The sequence below is a fragment of the Delftia lacustris genome, assembly GCF_040267515.1.
Taxonomy (GTDB): Bacteria; Pseudomonadota; Gammaproteobacteria; order Burkholderiales; family Burkholderiaceae_C; genus Comamonas; species Comamonas tsuruhatensis.
The window spans coordinates 346,590-368,630 of the sequence record NZ_CP141274.1 but is presented as its reverse complement, the minus strand read 5'-3'; the positions used below and the strand labels follow the sequence as shown (position 1 = coordinate 368,630).

21 protein-coding genes are annotated in these 22,041 nt (G+C 68.6%); 12 read left to right on the top strand and 9 right to left on the bottom strand.

Going from position 1 to position 22,041, the window contains the following annotated elements; all coding sequences use genetic code 11:
* Positions 1 to 55: 55 nt before the first annotated feature.
* The 3 genes from garD to U6958_RS03100 form a co-directional block, all read right to left on the bottom strand.
* Positions 56 to 1,621, bottom strand: a complete 1,566-nt coding sequence (garD, locus tag U6958_RS03110) for a galactarate dehydratase (RefSeq protein ID WP_047474984.1) — start codon at positions 1,619 to 1,621, stop codon at positions 56 to 58.
* Between the two features lie 174 nt (positions 1,622 to 1,795).
* A complete protein-coding gene (locus U6958_RS03105; protein WP_074921240.1) occupies positions 1,796 to 2,794 on the bottom strand; it encodes a tripartite tricarboxylate transporter substrate binding protein in 999 nt (332 codons plus the stop codon).
* A gap of 47 nt (positions 2,795 to 2,841) precedes the next feature.
* Complete coding sequence (locus U6958_RS03100) at positions 2,842 to 4,158, bottom strand: glucarate dehydratase family protein (protein WP_074921239.1); 1,317 nt, start codon at positions 4,156 to 4,158, stop codon at positions 2,842 to 2,844.
* Positions 4,159 to 4,245: 87 nt separating this feature from the next.
* Between U6958_RS03100 and U6958_RS03095 the strand changes: the two genes are divergently transcribed.
* From U6958_RS03095 to U6958_RS03065, 7 genes are all read left to right on the top strand, one after another.
* Complete coding sequence (locus tag U6958_RS03095) at positions 4,246 to 5,034, top strand: FadR/GntR family transcriptional regulator (RefSeq protein ID WP_034366548.1); 789 nt, start codon at positions 4,246 to 4,248, stop codon at positions 5,032 to 5,034.
* A gap of 175 nt (positions 5,035 to 5,209) precedes the next feature.
* A complete protein-coding gene (locus tag U6958_RS03090) occupies positions 5,210 to 6,187 on the top strand; it encodes a tripartite tricarboxylate transporter substrate binding protein (protein ID WP_070080798.1) in 978 nt (325 codons plus the stop codon).
* Positions 6,188 to 6,233: 46 nt separating this feature from the next.
* Positions 6,234 to 7,145, top strand: a complete 912-nt coding sequence (kdgD, locus tag U6958_RS03085) for a 5-dehydro-4-deoxyglucarate dehydratase (protein WP_016452153.1) — start codon at positions 6,234 to 6,236, stop codon at positions 7,143 to 7,145.
* A gap of 58 nt (positions 7,146 to 7,203) precedes the next feature.
* Positions 7,204 to 8,163, top strand: a complete 960-nt coding sequence (locus U6958_RS03080) for a tripartite tricarboxylate transporter substrate binding protein (RefSeq protein ID WP_074921238.1) — start codon at positions 7,204 to 7,206, stop codon at positions 8,161 to 8,163.
* Positions 8,164 to 8,312: 149 nt separating this feature from the next.
* Positions 8,313 to 9,302 carry a 2-hydroxyacid dehydrogenase gene (locus U6958_RS03075; protein ID WP_074921237.1) on the top strand — a complete coding sequence of 330 codons (990 nt, stop codon included), beginning with the start codon at positions 8,313 to 8,315 and terminating at the stop codon, positions 9,300 to 9,302.
* A gap of 44 nt (positions 9,303 to 9,346) precedes the next feature.
* The gene (locus U6958_RS03070) at positions 9,347 to 10,684 is read left to right on the top strand and encodes an enolase C-terminal domain-like protein (protein WP_074921236.1); all 1,338 of its coding nucleotides are present in this window, start codon (positions 9,347 to 9,349) and stop codon (positions 10,682 to 10,684) included.
* 36 nt (positions 10,685 to 10,720) lie between these two features.
* Positions 10,721 to 12,169, top strand: coding sequence for an aldehyde dehydrogenase family protein (locus tag U6958_RS03065; protein ID WP_016448686.1), 1,449 nt, complete (start codon positions 10,721 to 10,723; stop codon positions 12,167 to 12,169).
* Positions 12,170 to 12,273: 104 nt separating this feature from the next.
* Here the strand turns inward: U6958_RS03065 and U6958_RS03060 are convergent, their stop codons facing one another.
* From U6958_RS03060 to U6958_RS03050, 3 genes are all read right to left on the bottom strand, one after another.
* Positions 12,274 to 12,588 (bottom strand): hypothetical protein, encoded by a 315-nt coding sequence (locus U6958_RS03060; protein ID WP_074921235.1) that lies wholly within the window; start codon positions 12,586 to 12,588, stop codon positions 12,274 to 12,276.
* Positions 12,589 to 13,486: 898 nt separating this feature from the next.
* On the bottom strand, positions 13,487 to 14,179 hold the full coding sequence (locus U6958_RS03055; protein WP_061287476.1) for an LrgB family protein: 693 nt from the start codon (positions 14,177 to 14,179) through the stop codon (positions 13,487 to 13,489).
* 5 nt (positions 14,180 to 14,184) lie between these two features.
* Entirely contained in the window at positions 14,185 to 14,658 is a 474-nt protein-coding gene (locus U6958_RS03050) for a CidA/LrgA family protein (RefSeq protein WP_074921234.1), read from the bottom strand.
* 76 nt (positions 14,659 to 14,734) lie between these two features.
* Here U6958_RS03050 and U6958_RS03045 point away from each other — a divergent pair, with 76 nt between their 5' ends.
* Both U6958_RS03045 and U6958_RS03040 read left to right on the top strand, forming a co-directional pair.
* Positions 14,735 to 15,643 carry a LysR family transcriptional regulator gene (locus U6958_RS03045; RefSeq protein WP_074921233.1) on the top strand — a complete coding sequence of 303 codons (909 nt, stop codon included), beginning with the start codon at positions 14,735 to 14,737 and terminating at the stop codon, positions 15,641 to 15,643.
* A 4-nt stretch (positions 15,644 to 15,647) separates the two neighbouring features.
* Positions 15,648 to 16,283, top strand: coding sequence for a pseudouridine synthase (locus U6958_RS03040; RefSeq protein WP_074921232.1), 636 nt, complete (start codon positions 15,648 to 15,650; stop codon positions 16,281 to 16,283).
* On the opposite strand, the gene U6958_RS03035 is transcribed toward U6958_RS03040, so the two are convergent.
* Together U6958_RS03035 and U6958_RS03030 are read right to left on the bottom strand one after the other, a co-directional pair.
* Entirely contained in the window at positions 16,280 to 17,326 is a 1,047-nt protein-coding gene (locus U6958_RS03035; RefSeq protein ID WP_074921231.1) for a hypothetical protein, read from the bottom strand. The genes U6958_RS03040 and U6958_RS03035 overlap by 4 nt on opposite strands.
* Before the next feature lie 2 nt (positions 17,327 to 17,328).
* Positions 17,329 to 17,685 carry a zinc ribbon domain-containing protein YjdM gene (locus U6958_RS03030; protein WP_016452161.1) on the bottom strand — a complete coding sequence of 119 codons (357 nt, stop codon included), beginning with the start codon at positions 17,683 to 17,685 and terminating at the stop codon, positions 17,329 to 17,331.
* Positions 17,686 to 17,824: 139 nt separating this feature from the next.
* Between U6958_RS03030 and U6958_RS03025 the strand changes: the two genes are divergently transcribed.
* From U6958_RS03025 to U6958_RS03015, 3 genes are all read left to right on the top strand, one after another.
* Positions 17,825 to 18,718 carry a LysR family transcriptional regulator gene (locus U6958_RS03025; RefSeq protein ID WP_013800119.1) on the top strand — a complete coding sequence of 298 codons (894 nt, stop codon included), beginning with the start codon at positions 17,825 to 17,827 and terminating at the stop codon, positions 18,716 to 18,718.
* 94 nt (positions 18,719 to 18,812) lie between these two features.
* Positions 18,813 to 19,535, top strand: coding sequence for a DsbA family protein (locus U6958_RS03020; protein WP_016448694.1), 723 nt, complete (start codon positions 18,813 to 18,815; stop codon positions 19,533 to 19,535).
* Between the two features lie 92 nt (positions 19,536 to 19,627).
* Positions 19,628 to 20,659: a cyclase family protein gene (locus U6958_RS03015; protein WP_016448695.1), complete on the top strand. Its 1,032-nt coding sequence runs from the start codon at positions 19,628 to 19,630 to the stop codon at positions 20,657 to 20,659.
* Positions 20,660 to 20,803: 144 nt separating this feature from the next.
* Here the strand turns inward: U6958_RS03015 and argE are convergent, their stop codons facing one another.
* Complete coding sequence (argE, locus tag U6958_RS03010; protein ID WP_046984422.1) at positions 20,804 to 21,967, bottom strand: acetylornithine deacetylase; 1,164 nt, start codon at positions 21,965 to 21,967, stop codon at positions 20,804 to 20,806.
* Positions 21,968 to 22,041 lie beyond the last annotated feature (74 nt).

The following is a 22,041-nucleotide window of genomic DNA, read 5'->3' as shown; positions in this document are numbered from 1 at the left end:
CAGCGGCGCACCGGCGCCCTGTCAGCCTGTGCCGACAGGGGCCTGTGCGCGCGGCTCAGGTCACGGGCGCTGGATTGAACAGCACCAGGGCGTTGTGCAGCTTCCACTGCTCGGCCCAGGTCTTCCTGCGGCCGCTGGCCACGTCCAGCATCAGGCGGAACATCTCCCAGCCCACGTCCTCGATGCTGGCCTGGCCCTCGGCGATGCGGCCCGCGTTCACATCCATCAGGTCATGCCAGCGCCGCGCCAGGTCACTGCGCGTGGCCACCTTGATCACGGGCACCTGGGCCAGGCCGTAGGGCGTGCCCCGGCCCGTGGTGAACACATGCAGGTTCATGCCGGCGGCCAGCTGCAGCGTGCCGCAGATGAAGTCGCTGGCCGGCGTGGCCGCGTAGACCAGGCCGCTTTGGATGCCCCGGTCGGCCAGACGCTGGCCCGGCGACAGCACGCCGGTGATGGGCGCCGTGCCGCTCTTGATGATGGAGCCCATGGCCTTCTCGACGATGTTGGACAGGCCGCCCTTCTTGTTGCCCGGCGTGGTGTTGGCGCTGCGGTCCACGCGGCCCTTGTCCAGGTAGGCGTCGTACCAGGCCATCTCCTCGATCATGGCCTGGGCCACCTCGGGGCTGGAGGCGCGCGAGGTGAGCTGGTCGATGCCGTCGCGCACCTCGGTCACCTCGCTGAACATCACGGTGGCGCCTGCGCGCACCAGCAAATCGGTGCAAAAGCCCACGGCCGGATTGGCCGTGACGCCGCTGAACGCATCGCTGCCGCCGCACTGCACGCCCACCACCAGGGCGCTGGCCGGCACGGTCTCGCGCCGGCGCGCGTTCAGCCGCTCCAGATGCACCCTGGCGCTGCCCATGATGGAGTCCACCATGGACATGAAGCCCACATGCGCCTCGTCCTGCAGGCAGACCACGTCCAGCGCGGGCTCTCGCTCATCGACGATGGGGAAGGACCCCGGCGGCAGCAGCCGCTCGGGCTGCAGCTTCTCGCAGCCCAGGCTCACCACCATCACCTCGCCGCCGAAATTCGGGTTGTGGCTGATGTTGCGCAGCGTGCGCTGCGGAATCTCGGCGCCCACGGCATCGATGGCCACGCCGCAGCCATAGCTGTGCTCCAGGCCCACCACATCGTCCACATTCGGATAGCGCGGCAGCAGCTCGGCCTTGATGCGGCCCACCGCGAAATCCAGCACCCCGGCCACGCACTGCACCGTGGTGGTGATGGCCAGGATGTTGCGCGTGCCCACCGTGCCATCGGCATTGCGGTAGCCCTCGAAGGTGTAGCCCGTCAGCGGCGGCAGCTCGGGCGGCTGCACCGTGGCGATCGGCAACCCCTCGAGAGACAGCGCCCCCGGCATGCGCAGCAGCCGCTCATGCACCCAGCTGCCCGCGGCAATGGCCTGCAGCGCATAGCCGATCACCACGTTGTAGCGGCGCACCTCGCCGCCCTCGGCAATGTCCACCAGCGCCACCTTGTGCGCCTGCGGCACCTTGTCGACCAGCACCAGCCCCCCGGGCATCACCGTGCCCGCAGGCAAACCCCCGTCATTGGCCACGATGGCCACGTTGTCGGCCGGATGCATGCGGATGGAAAGAGGAAGTGGGGTACTCATGGCAATGTCTCAATTTTCTAGGGGCCTGTCGCAATCGGAGTGCGGCCCTCGCAACCGTCACGTCCCAACTCAGGAACGCCGAGCAAGAGCCGCCTCGCGGCGGGGGCGCCCAGCCGAAGGCGTTGTCCCCCTCCGCGAAGCGAGAAGGGGGAAGGCGCGAAGCGCCTCAGGGGGTCACTCTGCTTTAATTCCAGCAGCCTTGATCACCTTCCCCCACTTGACCACCTCGGCCTTCTGGAACTCGCCCAGCTCGGCCGGTGTCATCTGCGAAGGCAGCATGCCGAAGTTCTTCAGGCGCGCCTGCACCTCGGGCGTGGCGACGATCTTCATGATCTCCGCATGCAGCCGCTCCACGATGGGGCCCGGCGTGCCTGCGGGCGCGAACACGGCCTGCCAGGAGCCCATGTCGAAGCCCTTCTCGCCGGCCTCGGCAATGGTGGGCACATCGGGCAGGGATTCCAGGCGCTTGGAGCTGGTCACGGCGATGGGGCGCAGCTTGCCGGCCTGCACATGGGGGCCGACGACCAGGGCGGTGTCGAACATCATGTCCACCTGCCCGCCGATCACGTCCTGCACGGCCGGGCCGCTGCCCTTGTAGGGCACGTGGGTGAACTTCACGCCCGTCTGGTAGCCCAGCAGCTCCAGCGCCATGTGGTTGGAGGTGCCGCTGCCCGGCGAGGCCGAGGTCAGGCCGCCCGCCGCTGCCTTGGCCTTGCTGGCGGCCAGCACGTCGGCCAGCGTCCTGTAGGGGCTGGAGGCCGGCACCACCAGCACCAGCGGGCCCGAGCCCAGCATGGCCACCGGCGTGAAGGACTTGACCGGGTCGTAGTCCAGCTTGGCGTACAGGCTCACATTGATGGCGTGCGAGCTGATGGTGCCGCCCAGGATGGTGTAGCCATCGGCCGGTGCGCGCGCCGCAATGGCCGAGCCCACGCTGCCGCCCGCGCCGCCCTTGTTCTCGATCACCACGGGCGTGCCCAGGGCCTTGCTCAGCGGCTGGGCGATCACGCGTGCCAGCGTATCGGTATTGCCGCCAGGCGGGAACGGCACCAGGTAGGTGATGGGCTTGCCCGTGGGCCAGTTGCCCTGCGCGGCGGCGGGCATGGCGGCCAGGACCGTGCCCAGCAGCAGGGCGCTGGCGAGGGAATGTTGGATGAGTGTGCGGCGTTGCATGGTGCTTGTCTCCGGGTATGCGTCGTTGGAATCGTGTGAAAGCGGGTTCAGAAGCGCGGCTGGTGGCCGGTGAACGCGGGGTCGTACTTGCGCATCTGCCCCAGGTCGTCGCGGTTGCGGATGCCGCAGTGCAGGTAGTTGTCGTGCAGGCGGGCCAGGGCCTCGCGGTCCAGCCGCACACCCAGGCCCGGCGCCGTGGGCACGCGCAGGCTGCCCTGCTCGAACTGCAGCCGGCCGCCCTCGACCACTTCCTCGTCCTGCCAGGGGTAGTGCGTGTCGCAGGCATAGGTCAGCAGGGGCACGCTGGCGCACAGGTGCGTCATGGCCACCAGGCTGATGCCCAGGTGGGAATTGCTGTGCATGGACAGGCCCAGGTCGAAGGTGCGGCACAGCGTGGACAGGCGCTGCGTGGCGCGCAGCCCGCCCCAGTAATGGTGGTCGCTGAGCACGATCTTCACGGGGCAGCCCATCTCGGCATTGCGGCGGAACTCGGCAAAGTCCGTGACCACCATGTTGGTGGCCAGCGGCACATCGCACTCGCGTGCCACGGCCGCCATGCCGTCCAGGCCGGGCGCCGGGTCCTCGTAGTACTCGAGCACGCCCTGCAGCTGCTGCACGATCTTCAGGCTGGTCTCCACCGTCCAGTTGCCATTGGGATCGATGCGCAGCGGCGTGCCCGGAAAGGCATCGGCCAGCGCCAGGATGCCGGCCGCCTCCTGCCCGGGCGGCAGCGCGCCGGCCTTGAGCTTGATGCTCTGGAAGCCGTACTGCGCAATCATGCGCCGCGCCTGCTCCACCAGCTGCTGCGGCGCCAGGGCCTCGCCCCAGGCGTCGGGCGAAGAATCTGGCCCATAGGGCCTGTCGATGTGCTCGGCGTACTTGTAGAACAGGTAAGCCGAGAACGGCACGCTGTCGCGCGCCGCCCCGCCCAGCAGGTCCACGATGGGCGCCCCGGCCATCTGGCCCTGCAGGTCCAGCATGGCGACCTCGAAGGCGCTGACCACCTTGGCCACGGTCTTGGACACATGCGTGCCCGGCGCCAGCGACACCTGCTGGCCCAGGAACTCCGACGCCGTCAGCGCAGGCGGCGCCACCAGGGCCGCGACGCGGGCCTCCATCTCGTTGAGCGCCCAGGGCGACAGCCCCACCAGCGCGGGCGCGGCCTTGGCCAGCGCATCGAGCATGGGCTGGTCGCCGTAGCTTTCGTTGATGCCGACCAGGCCCGAGGCCGTCTCGATCTCGATGATGGAGCGCAGCGCCCAGGGCTCGTGGATGCCGGCCGCATTGAGCAGCGGCGGATCACGGAAGGCAATGGGCGTGATGCGGACGTGGCGGATCGCGTGGGTCGCTTGGGAGGTGCTCATCTGGACTGCGGACGGGGTCGGAAAATCGGAAAAATCTGCGAAAGCGTTGACGTCTTGTGATACGTTGTCGTACAACTTGGAGCGATTATGATCAGCACCATGGAAAGTTCGGCAAAGGGATTTCCCGCATCACCCCCAACGATCGAGCTTCCCCTGCGAGGAAAGTCCGGTCGCAGCGGCCGCAATCTGGCCGCCCTGCTGTTCGACGAGTTCGCGAGCAAGATCCGCAACGGCCTGCTGGCCGAAGGCGAGAAGCTGCCCACGGAATCGTCGCTGGTGCAGACCTACGAAGTCAGCCGCACCGTGGTGCGCGAGGCGCTGTCGCGCCTGCAGGCCTCGGGCCTGGTGGAGACGCGCCATGGCATAGGCACCTTCGTGCGCGCCGCCCAGCCCGCGTCCACGCTGATGCTCAATGCCGACGAGCTGACGGCCGCCGTGGACGTGATGGCCGTGCTGGAGCTGCGCATCAGCCTGGAGACCGAAAGCGCCGGCCTGGCCGCGCTGCGCCGCAGCCCCGAGCAGCTGCAGGGCATACGCACGGCGCTGCAGGCCTTCGAGATCGCCTTTGCGCGCGGCGAGGACACGGTGGCCCATGACCTGGCCTTCCACACCCAGATCGCCGAGGCCACGGGCAACCGCTACTTCGGCGACATCCTGCGCCACTTCGGCGCCCAGCTGATTCCGCGCACGCGCATCGCCTCCATCCACCAGCCCCAGCGCGACCCCGACTACCTGCGCCGCGTCAACCGCGAGCATGAGGAAATCCTCGCCGCCATCGAGCGCCAGGACGCCGACTCGGCCCGCGCGGCCATGCGCATCCACCTGACCAACAGCCGCGAACGCCTGCGCCTGGCGCAAAAGACCAGCGCCGCCTGACGCCTTCTGACGCCTTCTGGGCATCCTGGACCGCCCTGCGCCCTGCGGGACCGTTGGCGCCGGCACAGGAATTCAGACAACCAAGGGAAAACCCTTTATCACGGCATGCATGTCTCGGTTGAAAATTCGCTCTAGTTGTACGACAACTGACAACACAAAACCCGGAGACAAGAGCATGACCCTGAGCCGAAAGCAATTCCTGCGCGCCGCTGGCGCCACCGCCCTCGTGGCCACCGGCGCCGGTGCGCTGGCCCAGAGCAACTGGCCCACGCGGCCGCTGCGCCTGGTGGTGCCCTACCCGCCGGGCGGCAGCTCGGACATCATTGCGCGCGCCATCGGCCCGCTGCTGTCGGCGGAACTCAAGCAGCCCGTGGTCATCGAGAACAAGCCTGGCGCCAACGGCAACCTGGGCGCCGACATGGTGGCCAAGGCCCAGCCCGACGGCCACACGCTGATGCTGTGCGACCTGGGTGCGCTGGCCATCTCGCCCTCGCTCTACACCAAGCTGTCCTTCGACCTGTCCCGGGACCTGCGCGGCGCGGCCATGCTGGCCTACTCGCCCCACCTGCTGGTGGTCCATCCTTCGGTGCCGGCCAACAACCTGCAGGAGCTGGTGGCCCTGTCCAAGAAGGAAGACCTGAGCTTTGCCGTCACCGCCACGGGCAGCGCCCCGCACCTGGCCGGCGTGGAACTGGCGCGCGCCACGGGCGCCCGCTGGGAATACGTGCCCTACAAGGGCGGCGTGCAGTCCATCCAGGACACGGTGGCAGGCCAGACCCAGGTGCTGATGAACGGCATGCTGGCCACCTATCCCCATGTGCAAAGCGGCAAGCTCAAGCTGCTGGGACTGTCCAAGGGCACGCGCATGCCGCTGGCCGCCAACGTGCCCACCATCGCCGAGCAGGGCGTACCCGGCTTCGAGACCGGCACCTGGCAAGGCGTGGTCGTTCCGGCCAAGACGCCCGAGGCCGTGGTCCAGCGCCTGCATGAGGCCCTGATCACCGCCATCCGCTCGCCCGAGGTGCGCGCCCGCCTCACGGGCCAGGGCGCCGAGGTCGTGACCATGAACCCCGCCGAGACCGCGCGCTTCCTGGCCACCGAACGCCAGCGCTGGCAAAAAGTGGTTCAGACAGCCGGTTTGAAGCTCGACTGATTCCACCCCTTTTTCTTTCTTCCCCATCCTTGTTCCCGAGAGCACCATGACCCCCCAAGACCTCAAAGACGTGATGAGTTCCGGCCTGCTGTCCTTCCCCGTGACGGACTTCGACAGCAACGGCAACTTCAATGCCAAGGGCTATGCGGCCCGCCTCGAATGGCTGGCCCCCTACGGCGCCAGCGCGCTGTTCGCGGCCGGCGGCACGGGCGAGTACTTCTCGCTGTACGGCGAGGAATACGGCCAGATCATCAAGACCGCCGTGGGCACCTGCCGCGGCAAGGTGCCCATCATCGCGGGCGCCGGCGGCCCCACGCGCACGGCCATCGCACACGCCCAGGAGGCCGAGCGCCTGGGCGCCCACGGCGTCCTGCTGCTGCCCCACTACCTGACCGAAGCCGGCCAGGAAGGCCTGATCGCCCATGTGGAGCAGGTCTGCAAGAGCGTGAAGTTCGGCGTCATCGTCTACAACCGCGACCGCACCCGCTTCACGCCCGAATCGCTGGCCATCCTGGCCGAGCGCTGCCCCAACCTGGTGGGCTTCAAGGACGGCATGGGCAACATCGAGACCATGTCCTCCATCTTCATGACGATGGGCGACCGCTTCGCCTACCTGGGCGGCCTGCCCACGGCCGAGGTCTATGCGGCCGCCTACAAGGCCCTGGGCACGCCGGTGTACTCCTCGGCCGTCTTCAACTTCATCCCCAGGACGGCGATGGCGTTCTACGAAGCCGTGCGCACCGACGACATGGCCACGCAGCACAAGCTGCTCAAGGAATTCTTCATGCCCTACCTGAAGATCCGCAACCGCGTCGAAGGCTACGGCGTGAGCATCATCAAGGCCGGCGCCAAGCTGGTGGGCCACGACGCCGGCCCCGTGCGCGCCCCGCTGACGGACCTCAAGCCCTCCGAGCTGGAAGAGCTCAAGGCCCTGATCGACAAGCTCGGCCCCCAATAAGCCACAAGACCGGGCGCAGGGGCCAGTCCGGCCCTTGCGCCCCCCAGGAGACAAGAACATGAAGAAGATTCTGATCGCGCTGGGTGCCGCACTGGCCCTCACGGCGCAGGCGGCCGGCAGCTTTCCGGACAAGGCCGTCAACATCATCGTGCCCTTCCCGGCCGGAGGCTCCACCGACACCGTGGCGCGCGCCATGGCCCTGAGCATGGCCGAGCAGCTGGGCAAGCCCTTCGTGGTGGAAAACCGCCCCGGCGCCACGGGCACCATCGGCGCAGGCGCCGTCAAGCGCGCACCGGCCGATGGCTACACCCTGCTGGTGGCCTCGCTGGGCCCCTTCGTGGTCACGCCGCACCTGGTCAAGAACGTGCCCTATGACGCAGGCAAGGACTTCGACTACATCACCATCCCCGTGCAGGCGCCCAACGTGCTCGTGGCCAGCCCCGCGCAGAAGGCCCGCACCGTGGCCGAGGTCATCGCCGCGCTCAAGGCCAACCCCGGCAAGATCAGTTTCGCGAGCTCGGGCAACGGCTCCTCGGACCATCTGTCGGCCGAGCTGTTCTGGCAGCAAAGCGGCACCGAAGGCATGCACGTTCCCTACAAGGGCGGCGCCCCGGCCATCACCGACCTGATCGGCGGCCAGGTGGACTTCTCGTTCCAGAACGTCAACGCCGTGCTGCCCCATCTGCGCAGCGGCAAGCTGCATGCGATTGCCGTGACCGGCAGCCAGCGCTCGCCCGTGCTGCCCGATGTGCCCACGCTGGCCGAGGCCGGCGTCAAGGGCGCCGAGGTCTACTCCTGGCAAGGCCTGGCCGCACCCAAGGGCCTGCCCGCCGATGTGAAGGCCAAGCTGGCCAAGGCCGCCATCGCCTCCGTGCAGCAGCCCGACATCCGCAAGCGCTTCGTGGAGCAGGGCCTGGAGATCGTGGGCAACACGCCCGAGGAATTCACGCGCTACCAGGCCCAGGAGTCGGAGCGCTGGAAGCAGCTCATCCAGACAAGAAAGATCACCGCTGATTGAGCTGGAAACAACGGGCCGGCCCCGGGGCCTTTGCCCGCCGGCCTTTGCCCGCTGGCCTTTGCCCGCTGGCCTGCGCACCGCTGGCCTGCGCACCGCAGGCCCTTTTCACTGGGGCTTCCAGCCCCTGCAAGTTCCAAGGATTCCAAGGCATGGCGACCTCCCGTCCACGCGTTCTCCAGTTCGGCAAGATGCCGCTGCCCCAGCTCGATGCCGAGCTGGCCCAGGCCTATGAGGTGACGCTGCTGTCCGAGCAGCCCGACCGCGAGCGCTTTCTCGCCGAGCACGGCGCGCAGTTCGAATACCTGGTCACCTCGGCCGCCATGGGCGTGCCCGCGAGCGTGGTGCAGGCCCTGCCCAAGCTGCGCTTCGTGAGCAGCTTCGGCGTGGGCTTTGACGCGCTGGACCGCGAGTCCCTGCTGCGCCAGGGCGTCCGCGTGGGCTACACGCCCGGCGTGCTGGACGACTGCGTGGCCGACATGGCCTTTGCCCTGCTGCTGGACGCCGCGCGTGGCCTGAGCGAGTCCGACCGCTTCGTGCGCCGGGGCGACTGGAGGCAGGGCCGCTTCGGCATCCGCACGCGCGCCAGCGGCAAGCGCCTGGGCATCTTCGGCATGGGCCGCATCGGCTCCACCGTGGCGCGCCGCGCGGCCGGCTTCGACATGGAGGTGGCCTATCACAACCGCCGCCTGGTCGAGGGATCGCCCCACCTCTACCAGCCCTCGCTGCTGGAGCTGGCGCGCTGGGCCGACTTCCTCGTCATCACCGCCGCAGGCGGCGACGGCACGCAGCACCTGGTCAACGCCGAGGTGCTGGACGCGCTGGGCCCGCAGGGCTTTCTGATCAACGTGGCGCGCGGCAGCGTGGTCGACGAGGCCGCACTGGTCCAGGCCCTGCAGCAGGGCCGCATCGCGGGCGCGGGCCTGGATGTGTTCGAGGACGAGCCCCGCCCCCATGCCGAGCTGCTGTCGCAGGACAACGTGGTGCTTGCGCCCCACATCGCCAGCGGCACGCATGAAACCCGCCGCGCCATGGCCGACCTCGTGCTGCGCAACCTGGCGCAATTCATCGCCACGGGCCGGCCCGAGGCCGAAGTGCCCTGGTCGGCCGCGCAGCAGCCGGCCACCGCCACCACCGCATAGCCCTTTTTTTCCCAGAGACCGATCCAACGATCCAAGAGCACGCCATGTCCTCCACCCCGACCATCACCGAGATCGAAGTCATTCCCGTCGCCGGCCGCGACGGCATGCTCATGAACCTCAGCGGCGCGCATGCGCCCTACTTCACGCGCAACATCGTGCTCATCCACGACAGCGCGGGCCACACCGGTGTGGGCGAAGTGCCTGGCGGCGAAGGCATACGCAAGGCGCTGGAGGACAGCAAGGCGCTGCTCATCGGCCAGTCCGTGGGCAACCACCTCAAGCTGCTGCAAAACGTGCAGCAGGCCCTGGCCGGCCGCGACACGGGCGGGCGCGGCCTGCAGACCTTCGATCTGCGCATTGCCGTGCATGCCGTCACCGCCGTGGAGTCGGCCCTGCTGGACCTGCTGGGCCAGCACCTGGGCGTGCCCGTGGCGGCCCTGCTGGGCGAAGGCCAGCAGCGCGACCGCGTGGAGATGCTGGGCTACCTGTTCTTCACCGGCCCCACCGACAGGACCGACCTGCCCTACGTCCAGCCCGGCGAAGACCAAAGCGGCAGCGACGACTGGACGCAGGTGCGCCACATGACCGCCATGGACCCGGCCGCCATCGTGCGCCAGGCCGAGGCGGCGCATGCGCGCTACGGCTTCAACGACTTCAAGCTCAAGGGCGGCGTGCTGGCCGGCGAGCAGGAGGTGGAGGCCGTCACCGCGCTGGCCAGGCGCTTTCCGCAGGCGCGCGTCACGCTGGACCCCAACGGCGGCTGGCTGCTCAAGGACGCCATCCGCCTCATGCGCGACATGCACGGCGTGCTCGCCTATGCCGAAGACCCCTGCGGCGCCGAGAACGGCTTCTCGGGCCGCGAAGTCATGGCCGAATTCCGCCGCGCCACCGGCCTGCCCACGGCCACCAACATGATCGCCACCGACTGGCGCCAGATGGTGCATGCGCTGTCGCTGCAGTCCGTGGACATCCCGCTGGCCGACCCGCATTTCTGGACCATGGCGGGCTCCGTGCGCGTGGGCCAGACCTGCCGCGACTGGGGCCTGACCTGGGGCTCGCACTCCAACAACCACTTCGACATCTCGCTGGCCATGTTCACCCACGTGGCCGCCGCCGTGCCCGGCAAGGTCACGGCCATCGACACGCACTGGATCTGGCAGGACGGCCAGTACCTCACCCAGAACCCGCTGCAGATCAAGGGCGGCTTCGTCGAAGTGCCCAAGACCCCGGGCCTGGGCGTCACCGTGGACCGCGCCGCGCTGCAGCGCGCCAACGCCCTGTACCTGGAGCACGGCCTGGGCGCCCGCAATGACGCCATGGCCATGCAGTACCTGATCCCGGGCTGGACCTTCGACAACAAGCGCCCCTGCATGGTCCGCTGACCCCTTCCTTCCGTTACCCCTTTCCCGGAGCACCTCATGTCCCGCTACGACAACCTCATCAACGGCCAATGGAAGGCCGCCGACGGCTACAGCGCCAACACCAACCCCAGCGACCTGTCCGATGTGATCGGCGAGTACGCCCAGGGCAATGCCGCCGATGTGGAAGCCGCCATCGCCGCGGCGGCCGCGGCCTTTCCCGCCTGGAGCACCTCGGGCATCCAGGCCCGCCACGACGCCCTGGACAGGATCGGCAACGAAATCCTGGCCCGCAAGGAAGAGCTGGGCGACCTGCTGGCGCGCGAGGAAGGCAAGACCCGCCCCGAAGCCATTGGCGAAGTCGGCCGCGCAGGCCAGATCTTCAAGTTCTTCGCGGGTGAATGCCTGCGCCTGGCCGGCGAAACCCTGCCCTCCGTGCGCCCCGGCATCGGCGTGGAAATCACGCGCGAGCCCGTCGGCGTGGTGGGCCTGATCACGCCGTGGAACTTCCCCATCGCCATTCCCGCCTGGAAGATCGCCCCGGCCCTGGCCTTCGGCAACTGCGTGGTCCTGAAGCCTGCCGACCTCGTGCCCGGCAGCGCCTGGGCGCTGGCCGACATCATTCACCGCTCGGGCATTCCGGCCGGTGTCTTCAACCTCGTCATGGGCCCGGGCCGCGTCATCGGTGATGCCCTGGTGCGCCACAGCGACGTGGCCGCCATCAGCTTCACCGGCTCCGTCGGCGTGGGCCGCGGCATTGCCCGCGCCTGCGTGGAAAGCGGCAAGAAGGTGCAGCTGGAGATGGGCGGCAAGAACCCGCAGATCGTGCTGGACGACGCCGACCTCACCCAGGCCGTGGAGCTGTCCGCGCAAAGCGGCTTCTACTCCACCGGCCAGCGCTGCACGGCATCGAGCCGCCTCATCGTCACCGACAGGATCTACCCCGCCTTCATCGAGGCCCTGCAGGCCCGCATGGCCAGGATCAAGGTGGGCGACGCCCGCGCCGCAGGCACCGACATGGGCCCCGTGGTCAGCCAGGCCCAGCTGGAGCAGGACCTGAGCTACGTGGAAATCGCCAAGGCCGAAGGCGCCGTGCTGGCTGCGGGCGGCGCAGCCGCCGCCTGCCACACCGGCAGCGGCAACCAGGGCTACTACATGGCGCCCACCCTGTTCGTGGACACCCAGGCCGCCATGCGCATCAACCGCGAGGAAGTCTTCGGCCCCGTGGCCAGCGTCATCCGCGTGAAGGACTACGAGGAAGCCCTGGCCGTGGCCAACGACACGCCCTTCGGCCTGGCCGCAGGCATTGCCACCACCAGCCTCAAGCACGCCACCCACTTCAAGCGCCACAGCCAGGCCGGCATGGTCATGGTCAACCTGCCCACGGCCGGCGTGGACTACCACGTGCCCTTCGGCGGCCGCAAGGGCAGCAGCTACGGCCCGCGCGAACAGGGCCGCTATGCGCAGGAGTTCTATACGACGGTGAAGACCGCCTACACGCTGGCCTGAACAGCATCCGGCTGACGAGAAAAAAGCACCTTTCGAGGTGCTTTTTCATTGGGCGGATTCCGGGAGTCAGCAGCCCGGGGCGCCCTGGCAAGCGGACCAGCGAATCAGCGCTGAAACGCCGCCGCAGCAGCCGCTATCCGCCGCAGATACGCCGGGTCTTCCTGCAGGCAATGCACGTGGTTGACCTCGTCCTCCACCAGCTCCTCCATCCGCTGCGCGGCCCCGCAAATGGCCTGCAGCGCATTGGCCACCACCTCCAGATTGCGATGGCCCTCGGGCCGCTCCAGCCAGGCCAGCGCCAGCTGGCCCAGCGAGTACACCTCGCTGCTGCCTTGCAGCGTCAGCCGGCCGATTTCGGTCACGGCATGGCTCAACTGCTGCGGCGTGGGCTGGGTCAGGGTTGGGGAAGCGGTACTCATGGCGCCACCCTTGCCACGGCAGATGCGCGAGAGTGAGGCGCTTGGGTGGCAGAGGGGAATGCAAAATAAGAAATGCCGTGCATGGTTTCGTACTCCTTCGTGAGAACAAAAACCACCGGCCCGTGTTCTTACGCACAGACAGGTGGACGGGATGTTAAGAACACGAACGAAGCCGTGCGGACGCCCTTGCGGGTAGCCCCATCCCGTCCGTAACCGCAGGAACGCAGGCTTGCGCCCACGCTCCGGAAATCAGACGTGACAAGGCCTCCTTGACGGCGAGGCCGCACCGCTTCGTTTTGGGTGTTCTTACGCACCGGCCCCGGAACAGGGGGCTGCCGCGATGATAGAGGCTTTCAAGATGGCAAGCGCCCCAGCACTCCAGGCCGAGCGCAGCGAAGGCCCGCACCCACTCCCCGTATGTCCGCGCCTGCGCCGTGGCGGTTGCGGGGTTGCAGTCCTGCCGAAGGACAGGACTGCTTCGTCATCTGACTCGCCGTGATTGTTTGAACGTAGCTCGCAGAGCGAAGTGAGTTTCACGGCGAACCCCGCAACCGCCACGGCGCAGGTGGCCCCGCAGCGCAGCGAAGGGGTCGCGGACATCCGGGTCGCCTTCTTTGATCTGACCTTTCTTGGCGAATCAAGAAAGGGCAGTCGGCTGCCGGGCCGAGACCCGGCCTCGAAAAACAACCACCCGGCAGGGGCAAAAGATTGCACCTAAGCCAAAAGCAATCGAGGCACAAACAAGGTGGGCGGGAGTTAAGAACATGTGCAAGGCATGCGGACGCCCTTACGGGTAGCCCCATCCCGCCCCAAACCCAAAGACAGCCGGGTCCCCAAAACCCCAGCCATCAAACCCCGGTCACGGATAGTAGCTCCCGCATCACTTCAGCAAATCACTTCAGAAAAACAGCACCCTCACCCAAGGCGCCACCACCACATTCAACGCCCCCGCAATCATCATCACCAACGAAGCAACCACCGCCTGCACATCCCCAAACTGCCGCGCCTTCGCCACCCCGCTGCCATGCGCGGCACCACCCAGAATGGCGCCCGCAGCCAGCTTGCTGCGCACGTGCGGCAGCAGCCGCAGGATGGTCTCGCCCATGAGCATGCCGCTGACGCCCGTGAGCAGCACGAACAGCGCGGCCAGGTCGGTGGGCCCGCCCAGCACGCGCTCGGCCTCGATGGCGAAGGGGGTGGTCACCGAGCGCACGGCCAGGCCCTTTTGCAGGTCCACGGGCAGTCCGAAGGCCTGTGCGAACCAGATGGTGGTGGCAATGGACACGCCACTGGCCACGAGCACGCCGGTGGCGATCGACATCCAGTGCTTGCGCAGCAAGTGGCGGTTTTCGTGCAGGGGCAGCGCAAAGGCCACCGTGGTGGGGCCCAGCAGCCAAACCAGCCAGTGAGTCTGGGCGATGTACTGCGGGTAGCGCACATGGGTCAGCAGCGCCAGCGCGATCAGCACCATGGGCGTGGCGACGATGGGCATGAGCAGCGGATGCGGATGGCGGCGGTACACGCGCTTGTTGGCCGCATAGCAGGCCAGCGTGGCCAGCAGCGACAGCAGGCCTATCGTCTGGTCGGACATGGCGTTCATTCCTGCTCCCTGTGCAGCCCGGCGCGCGTGGAGCGGCGCCGGGCCAGCCACAGCTCCAGCCGGTAGACGCGGTCCACGGCCAGCGCCGTGGCGGCCATCACGCAGGCCGTGCTGGCCACGATGACGCCCAGGATGCGCAGGCCCTGGTGCTGAATCAGGTCGGTGTATTCGGTGACGACCAGCATGGCGGGCACGAAGAACAGCAGCATCTCGGCCAGCAGCCAGTTGGTGCCACCCTGCAGCCAGCGCGCCTTGACCAGCCCGCTGAACAGGCCCGTGGCCAGCAGGGCGAAGCCGATCAGCCCGGCCGGCATGCCCCAGCCGAAATGGGCGCGCACGGCCTCCATGGCCACCCACAGCGCACTGAGCAGCCCCACCTGCAGCACGCCGCGCAGCAGCGGCCAGCAGCGGTGCAGCAGGCCCTGAAACACCTGCGGCCGCAGGACGGGCGTGGCGGAAATCTTTGACATGGGGCAATCCTAGGGTTTGCACTCAGATTCGTAAAATGAATAATCTCCATTTTTCCCATGCACAAAAGGAATCCTCATGGACCTGCGCGCGCTGCGCTACTTTGTCGAGGTGGTGCGCTGCAACAGCTTCACGCGTGCGGCCGAGGCGCTGCATGTGACCCAGCCCACCATCAGCAAGATGGTGCGGGCGCTGGAGGAGGAGCTGGGCGGCCCGCTGCTGCTGCGCGAGGGGCGCGGTGTGCAACTGACCGACGCAGGCCAGGTGGTCCATGCGCGCGGCCTGCAGGTGCTGGAGCAGTCACGCCAGCTGCTGCAGGAGGTGGCCGAGGTGGACGGCATTGCGCGCGGCAGCCTGAGCGTGGGCATCATGCCCACGGCCGGGCACTACATGGCGCCCGTGATCGCGCGCTTTCAGCAACTGCATCCGGGCGTGGAACTGCATGTGCAGGAGCAGGGCGCACGCGCACAGCGCCAGCTGCTGCTGGACGGCAAGCTGGACATGGCGCTGGGCCTGCACGGCGCGGGCGAGGCGAGTGGTGACCTGGCCGGAGAGGGCCTGGAGTACTGCACCATCGCCCACCAGAAGACACGCGTAGCCTTTGCCGCGCACGAGGTGCCCGACCCGGACGCACCCGTGCACTGGAGCGAGCTGGCCCGGCGGCCCTTTGTGTTCTACACCTCGGACTTCGCCCTGCACCAGGCCGTGCTGGAACATTGCGCGGCGGCAGGCTTCAACCCACAGGTGCGGCTGCAGACGCGCTACTGGGACTTCATCGGCGACCTGGTGTCAGAAGGCGTGGGCGTGGCCGTGATGTTCGAGCACGTGATCGCGCGGTTCGACCCCCGGCGCGTGTCCAGCCGCCCGCTGGTGGGGCCTGAACTGCACTGGGACGTGGTGCAGCTGTGGCGCAGCGGCTATCTGTCACGCGCGGCGAGGGCCTGGCTGGAGTGCGTGCGTGCGGTCTATCCCGACGACAATCGCTGAGTCCATGCAACCCAGAAAACGCCCTCCCTCGCGCTCCTTTGCGGGCCCATCCCGGCGCCTGCAGACCGCCTTCGCCGACCGGCCCGACACCGGCCCCTCACGCCTGCTGTGCTTCAACAAGCCCTACGGCGTACTCAGCCAGTTCACCCCCGAGGGCCGCTGGCGTGGCCTCAAGGAATACATCGACGTGCCGGGCGTGCATGCGGCAGGCCGGCTCGACGCCGACAGCGAAGGACTGCTGCTGCTGACCAACGACGGCCCGCTGCAGGCGCGCATCGCCGATCCGCGCTTCAAGATGGAGAAGACCTACTGGGTACAGGTCGAGGGCCTGCCCGACGCGGCCGCGCTGCAGGCCCTGCGCCAGGGCGTGCAGCTCAACGACGGCATGACGCTGCCCGCGCAGGCGCGCCGGCTGGAGCCGCCGCCCGTGCTGTGGCAGCGCGACCCGCCCATCCGCGTGCGCCAGAACATTCCCGACTGCTGGATCGAGCTGGTCATCCGCGAAGGCCGCAACCGCCAGGTGCGCCGCATGACGGCGGCCATTGGCCACCCCACGCTGCGGCTGGTGCGCGCGGCCATCGGGCCCTACACGCTGGACGGCCTGGAGCCCGGCCAGTGGAAGGACGTGGAGCCCGCCTAGGGTTCCGGATTGTCGGTAGGTGCCACAGCCTGCCAGCGCTGCAGGCCGAGCCACGGATGAAAGCGCCGCGCCTCGCCCACCTCCACGCGCTCGACGCTGCCGGCCAGCAGCGGCCACAGGCGCTGCAATTGCGCCGAGCGCTGCTGCGTGCAGCGCCGCGCGCGGGCCAGCAGCTCGCTGCCCTGGCCCAGCAGGCGCGACAGTTCGCGCAGGCGCGGTGGCGGCAGGCATTGGGCGCTGGCCAGCATCAGCCAGGACGGTGCCTGGCCCGCCTGGGCGGGGCCGCTGGCGGCGAACTGCTCCAGCAAAGCGACATGGGCGCTGAGCAGGGGCGCGGGTGGTTTCTCGGCCAGCATGACCTCCAGCAGAGCGCCCTCGATGCGCCAGCGGGCGGGCACCACGGCGTGCTCTACCGAGTTGCCGAAGCGCGTGGACTGGCGATGGCGGACGGCACGACTGCCCTGCTCCAGCAAGGGCAGCAGCAGTTCGGCCAGGGCCTGCTCGCGCTGCGCCGTAGGCGCTTCGGCCAGCGTGATGCGCAGCGGCACGGCCTCGTAGCCGCGCAGCTGGTCGCGCCAGGCCATCCAGCCCGCCGTGTCGGGGCCGCCCAGCAGCAGGGCGAGGAAGGCGCCCAGGCCGGCCAGGGCCGATCCGGTCCACCAGGACACCTGCACAGGCTGCCGCCCGGCGATCAGCCAGCCCGTCAACCAGACCAGCGCCCCGGCGCAGATGGCTGCCAGCAAGCCCATGCCGAAGGCGAGGAAGGGCGCGCCATCGAGCCGGTCGGGCAGCAGCACCAGCATGGCCACGCAGGCCGCGCCGGCGCACAGCGCGATGGCCCACCAGCCCGCCACGGGCAGGGTGCGCGCGGTGCGGCCAGTGAGACCCGTGAGACCCGTGAGACCCGTGAGACCCGTACGGCCGGCCAGTGCCAGCAGCAGGGCCACCACCGCGCCAGCGGTCAGCGCAATGAACAAGGGCGCAAACACCCACAGCGCCAGCAGCCCGAGGACCGCCGATACCGCAAGCGACAGCGCCAGCATGCTCAGGCCTTCTTGAGGAACTCCGACTTGAGCAGCATGGAGCCCAGTTCGGTCTTGCAGTCCACGTTGTGGCCGTCGGCGCCATCGACCAGGCGGATGCCCTTGATCTTGCTGCCCTTCTTGAGCACGGTGGACGAGCCCTTGACCTTGAGGTCCTTGACCAGGATCACGGCATCGCCGTCGGCCAGCGCATTGCCGTTGGCGTCGCGCACGATGCCGTCGCCAGCGGCGGCTTCGCCGGCCTCTTCTTCGGCCTGCATGGGCCATTCGAAGGCGCAGTCGGGGCAGATGTAGCTGGCGGCGTCGGGATAGGTGTTTTCAAGGCCGCACTGGGGGCAGGCGGGAGTGGTCTGGGGCATGGGATTGAACAGATTCGGTAAAGACAAAGGGGCGCGGCGGGCGCGCCGTACCTGGCGATTGTCGCCCCTGCCCCCGCAGGCATGCCCCGGCAAACCCGAGCGGCCTGCTACGCTGCGCGCCACTCTTTGCTTTTCCCCCATGGATACGCTGACCCCCTTGCGCGCCTTCCGGCGCATCGTAGAACTGGGCTCCATCGCCAAGGCGGCCGACGCGCTGGACCTGTCCTCGGCCGCGCTGAGCAAGCAGCTGCGCGCGCTCGAAGCCCATCTGGGCGCCGTGCTGCTGCAGCGCACCACGCGCCGCATGAGCCTGACCGACACGGGCCAGGCCTACTACGCCGAGTGCTGCCGCCTGCTCGATGAATTCGATGCGCTGGAGCAGTCGGTGCGCGCGCAGTCGCAGCAGGTGGCCGGCCGGCTGCGCGTGAATGCGCCGCTGTCGTTTGCGCTGAGCACTCTGTCGCCGCTGCTGGCGCGCTTCATGCAGCGCCATCCGCAGCTGCAGATCGACCTGTCCATGGAAGACCGGCTGGTGGACGCGGTGGGCCAGGGCTTCGATGTGTCCATCCGCCTGAGCGCGGAGCTGGCGGACTCCTCGCTGATCGCGCGGCGCCTGGCCTCGCTGTCGCAGATGCTGTGCGCGGCCCCGTCCTATCTGCAGGCGCATGGCCGCCCGGCCAGTGCCGCCGCGCTGCGCGGCCATGCGCTGCTGAACTACAGCCTGGCGCATGCGCCCCGCGAAGCGGGCGAGAGCCCCCAGGCGCCGTCCGAGGCGCGCGCCAACGTCAACAACAGCCTGATGCTGCGCGACCTGCTGGTGGCGGGCCTGGGCATTGGCGCCCTGCCCTCGTTCCTGGCGCGGCCGGCGATTGCGGCAGGCCAGCTGGTCGCACTGGACCTTGCGGACCAGGCCGCGCAGGCCCGCCATGTCTACGCGGTCTATCCCACGCAGCGCCACCTGCTGCCCAAGGTGCGCGCCTTCGTGGACTTCCTGGCCGAGGAGCTGCCCGCCGCCATGGGCGAGGATTGTTGACGCCGCGTTAAGAGTTCCTCAAGCGCACGCCCCTTTTTCGCGCCGGGCCTGCGGCCTACGCTTGCCGTCCATCACAGCCATGAAGGACACAAGCATGACGCAATGCAATGATTTTTCCTGCGCCCTGCCCGCGCAGGATGCGGCGGCCGCCTCGCCGCAGCAGGCCCTGCAGGCGGCGCCTGCTGCGGCGCCCGCGGTCGCCCCCGCCATCGACTTCTTCCATGACGTGGTCTGCGGCTGGTGCTACGTGATGTCGCCACGCCTGCGCCAGGTGGCGCGCGAGCTGGGCCTGCGCGTGCGCCATCGCAGCTTCGTGCTGCAGGCCTCGCGCGCCGAGATGGTGGCGGCCTTCGGCTCCATGGAGCGCGCCAAGCAGGTCATCCTGGAGCACTGGCAGGCCTGCGCGCAGCATGACGACGAGGACCGCATCGACATCGAGGGCATGCGCCGCGAGGCCTTCGAGTACCCCAGCGGCATGGCCGGCGCACTGGCCTGCCAGGCGGCCCAGATCCTGGGCGGCGATGACGCGCACTGGGATCTGTTCGACGCCATCCAGCACGCCCACATGAGCGAGCACCGCAACATCGGCGACGCCGAAGTGCTGCTGGACATCGCCACGCGCACGGGCTTCGAGCGCAACGCCTTCGCAGGCTGCATGGAAGGCGCCCAGGCGCTGGAGCAGGTGCGCCAGGACCGCGCTCTGGCGCAGCGCATGGGCCTGCGCTCCATTCCCACGCTGATCGCGCCGGGCCTGCCGCCGCTGCAGACCCAGTCGCTGGCTGCGCTGCGCGAACGGCTGCACTTCCTGGCGGCCTGAGCGCCCCCGTCTTTGCTTTTTTTCATCGGCGTTTTCCGCCTTCCCTTGCGCGCGGCATGCGCGCCCTCTTTCAGCAGACCAAGGACTCTTGCATGACTCTCCAACGCTTCGCTCGCCGCATGGCGCTGCCCTCTCTCGTGATCGCCCTGGCCGCCGCCTTCGCGGGCACCGCGGCCCAGGCCCATGGCGGCCACGAGCCCCCGGCCGGCGCACGCCAGGACGTGGGCACCAGCCCCTGGGGGCCGGCCGACGAGATCGGCCGCCTGAACCTGATCACGCCGGCCTCGCGCGCGGCCATCCTGCAGCGCATCACGGGCGGGCAGGTCTATGACCTGGCCACCGAGTACTACGTGGGCATGCCCAGCTGGCAGGACGCGGGCGATCCGCACTACCAGTTCTGGATGACGCACACGCCGCGCGGCACCGTGGTGGACGACCCGATGAACGTGGGCAAGGACATGAACGCCACGCGCAGCTACACGGGCACGGCGTTTTCCATGTACAGCCACACGGGCACGCACATCGATGCGCTCAACCACTTCGGCATCCGCGGCAGGATCTGGAACGGCTTCAGCGCAGACCAGCACCTGGGCGACCGGGGCTGGCAGCGCACGGGCATAGAGAAATTCCCGCCGCTGGTGGCGCGCGGCGTGCTGATCGACGTGGCGGCCGCCAAGGGCCTGGAGATGCTGCCCGACCAGTACCGCATCACGCGCCAGGACCTCAAGGATGCGCTGGCACGCCAGAAGGTGACGCTGCAGGAGGGCGACATCGTGCTGGTGCGCACGGGCCGCATGAAGCTGTACGGCCAGCCCCAGGCCTACATGGCCAAGCCGCCGGGTCTGGGCCTGGATGCCGCGCGCTTCCTGGTGGAGGAAGGCGGCGCCATGATCGTGGGCGCCGACAACCTGAGCCTGGAGACGTTCCCGTCCGAGGTGGACGATGACTACGTACCGCTGCACAGCTACCTGCTGGCGCAAAAGGGCGTGCCCATCATGGAGCTGGTGGCGCTGGACGACCTGTCGCGCGACAAGGTCTACGAGTTCGCCTTCATCGGCGGCCCGCTCAAGATCCGCGGCGGCGACGCCGCGCCGCTGCGGCCCATCGCCATCCCGGTGCGCTGAGCGGGGCAAGACGAGATTTCTTGAGCTTGACCTCGAAACTCCCGCGCCCCCAAGGCGAGGGACACCGAGCAAGGGCCGCCCCGCAGCAAGGGTGTCGTCCCCCTCCGAAGAGAGGGGGAAGGCGCGAAGCGACTCAGGGGGTGATCACAGACTCGTGCCCATTTTGCTGAGGAAGCGCTCGCAGGCGTCGAGCTGGGCCAGCTCGACGAACTCGTCGGGCTTGTGCGCCTGCTCGATGGAGCCGGGGCCGCAGACCACGGTGGGAATGCCGGCGTTGTGGAACAGGCCGGCCTCGGTGCCGTAGGCCACCTTGCGCTTTTCCTGGTCGGCGGTCAGCGCGCGCACCAGCTGGGTGATGGCGGCTTCTTCCGAGGCTTCCAGCGCAGGCGCGCTGGCGCCGGTCTCGATCTCGATGCGCGCGTCGGCGAACTCGGCGCGCATGCGCGGCAGCAGTTCGTCGCGCACATAGGACTCGACCTGGGCCTGGATGCCATCCACCGACATGCCGGGCAGGTTGCGGAATTCATAGGCGAATTCGCACAGCTCGGGGATGGTGTTGACCGCGATGCCACCCTGGATCTGGTTGGTGGTCATGGTGGTGAAGGGCACGTCGAAGAATTCGTCGTAGGGGCCGTGCGCCTTGAAGTGGTCGGCGATGTCCCGGATGCGACAGATCAGCCGCGCCGCGTATTCGATGGCATTGCTGCCGCGCGGCGTGAGCGACGAATGCGCGGCCTTGCCGTGCACGCGGCAGCGGTAGAGGTTGATGCCCTTGTGCGCCACCACGACCTGCATGCTGGTGGGCTCGCCGACCACGCAGCCGTCGAAGCGCGCGCCCTCGGCCTTGAGCTGGTTGATCATCACGGGCGCGCCCGCGCAGCCGATTTCCTCGTCGTACGAGAAGGCCAGGTGCACGGGCCTGGCGCGCTGCGTGGCCAGGAATTCGGGCACCAGCGCCAGCGAGGCGGCGATGAAGCCCTTCATGTCGCAGCTGCCGCGACCATAGAGGCGCCCGCCCTTTTCGGTGAGCGCAAAGGGGTTGGTGCTCCACTGCTGGCCATCGACCGGCACCACGTCGGTATGGCCGGACAGCACGATGCCACCCTGCGTTTCGCCATTGCTGGCCGGCAAAGTGGCGAAGAGATTGGCCTTGGCGCCGTCCGGAGAGTGGAACAATCGGGCACTCACGCCCAGCGTGGCCAACTCATCGCGTACACACTCGATCAGCGCCAGGTTGGAGTTGCGGCTGGTGGTGTCGAATGCGACCAGTGTTTCCAGCCAGTCGCGGGTGTTTTTCCAGGTAGTCATGTGGTTCCATCTGCGCCATGGCCTGCGCCGCCCTTCGTGGACGACGCAGGCCATGGCATAGGCATTGCATATGG

Bases quoted from the DNA above. Each gene is read 5' to 3' on its own strand.
- garD (WP_047474984.1), bottom strand. From the start codon at position 1,621: ATGAGTACCCCACTTCCTCTTTCCATCCGCATGCATCCGGCCGACAAC.
- U6958_RS03105 (WP_074921240.1), bottom strand. From the start codon at position 2,794: ATGCAACGCCGCACACTCATCCAACATTCCCTCGCCAGCGCCCTGCTG.
- U6958_RS03100 (WP_074921239.1), bottom strand. From the start codon at position 4,158: ATGAGCACCTCCCAAGCGACCCACGCGATCCGCCACGTCCGCATCACG.
- U6958_RS03095 (WP_034366548.1), top strand. From the start codon at position 4,246: ATGATCAGCACCATGGAAAGTTCGGCAAAGGGATTTCCCGCATCACCC.
- U6958_RS03090 (WP_070080798.1), top strand. From the start codon at position 5,210: ATGACCCTGAGCCGAAAGCAATTCCTGCGCGCCGCTGGCGCCACCGCC.
- kdgD (WP_016452153.1), top strand. From the start codon at position 6,234: ATGACCCCCCAAGACCTCAAAGACGTGATGAGTTCCGGCCTGCTGTCC.
- U6958_RS03080 (WP_074921238.1), top strand. From the start codon at position 7,204: ATGAAGAAGATTCTGATCGCGCTGGGTGCCGCACTGGCCCTCACGGCG.
- U6958_RS03075 (WP_074921237.1), top strand. From the start codon at position 8,313: ATGGCGACCTCCCGTCCACGCGTTCTCCAGTTCGGCAAGATGCCGCTG.
- U6958_RS03070 (WP_074921236.1), top strand. From the start codon at position 9,347: ATGTCCTCCACCCCGACCATCACCGAGATCGAAGTCATTCCCGTCGCC.
- U6958_RS03065 (WP_016448686.1), top strand. From the start codon at position 10,721: ATGTCCCGCTACGACAACCTCATCAACGGCCAATGGAAGGCCGCCGAC.
- U6958_RS03060 (WP_074921235.1), bottom strand. From the start codon at position 12,588: ATGAGTACCGCTTCCCCAACCCTGACCCAGCCCACGCCGCAGCAGTTG.
- U6958_RS03055 (WP_061287476.1), bottom strand. From the start codon at position 14,179: ATGTCCGACCAGACGATAGGCCTGCTGTCGCTGCTGGCCACGCTGGCC.
- U6958_RS03050 (WP_074921234.1), bottom strand. From the start codon at position 14,658: ATGTCAAAGATTTCCGCCACGCCCGTCCTGCGGCCGCAGGTGTTTCAG.
- U6958_RS03045 (WP_074921233.1), top strand. From the start codon at position 14,735: ATGGACCTGCGCGCGCTGCGCTACTTTGTCGAGGTGGTGCGCTGCAAC.
- U6958_RS03040 (WP_074921232.1), top strand. From the start codon at position 15,648: ATGCAACCCAGAAAACGCCCTCCCTCGCGCTCCTTTGCGGGCCCATCC.
- U6958_RS03035 (WP_074921231.1), bottom strand. From the start codon at position 17,326: ATGCTGGCGCTGTCGCTTGCGGTATCGGCGGTCCTCGGGCTGCTGGCG.
- U6958_RS03030 (WP_016452161.1), bottom strand. From the start codon at position 17,685: ATGCCCCAGACCACTCCCGCCTGCCCCCAGTGCGGCCTTGAAAACACC.
- U6958_RS03025 (WP_013800119.1), top strand. From the start codon at position 17,825: ATGGATACGCTGACCCCCTTGCGCGCCTTCCGGCGCATCGTAGAACTG.
- U6958_RS03020 (WP_016448694.1), top strand. From the start codon at position 18,813: ATGACGCAATGCAATGATTTTTCCTGCGCCCTGCCCGCGCAGGATGCG.
- U6958_RS03015 (WP_016448695.1), top strand. From the start codon at position 19,628: ATGACTCTCCAACGCTTCGCTCGCCGCATGGCGCTGCCCTCTCTCGTG.
- argE (WP_046984422.1), bottom strand. From the start codon at position 21,967: ATGACTACCTGGAAAAACACCCGCGACTGGCTGGAAACACTGGTCGCA.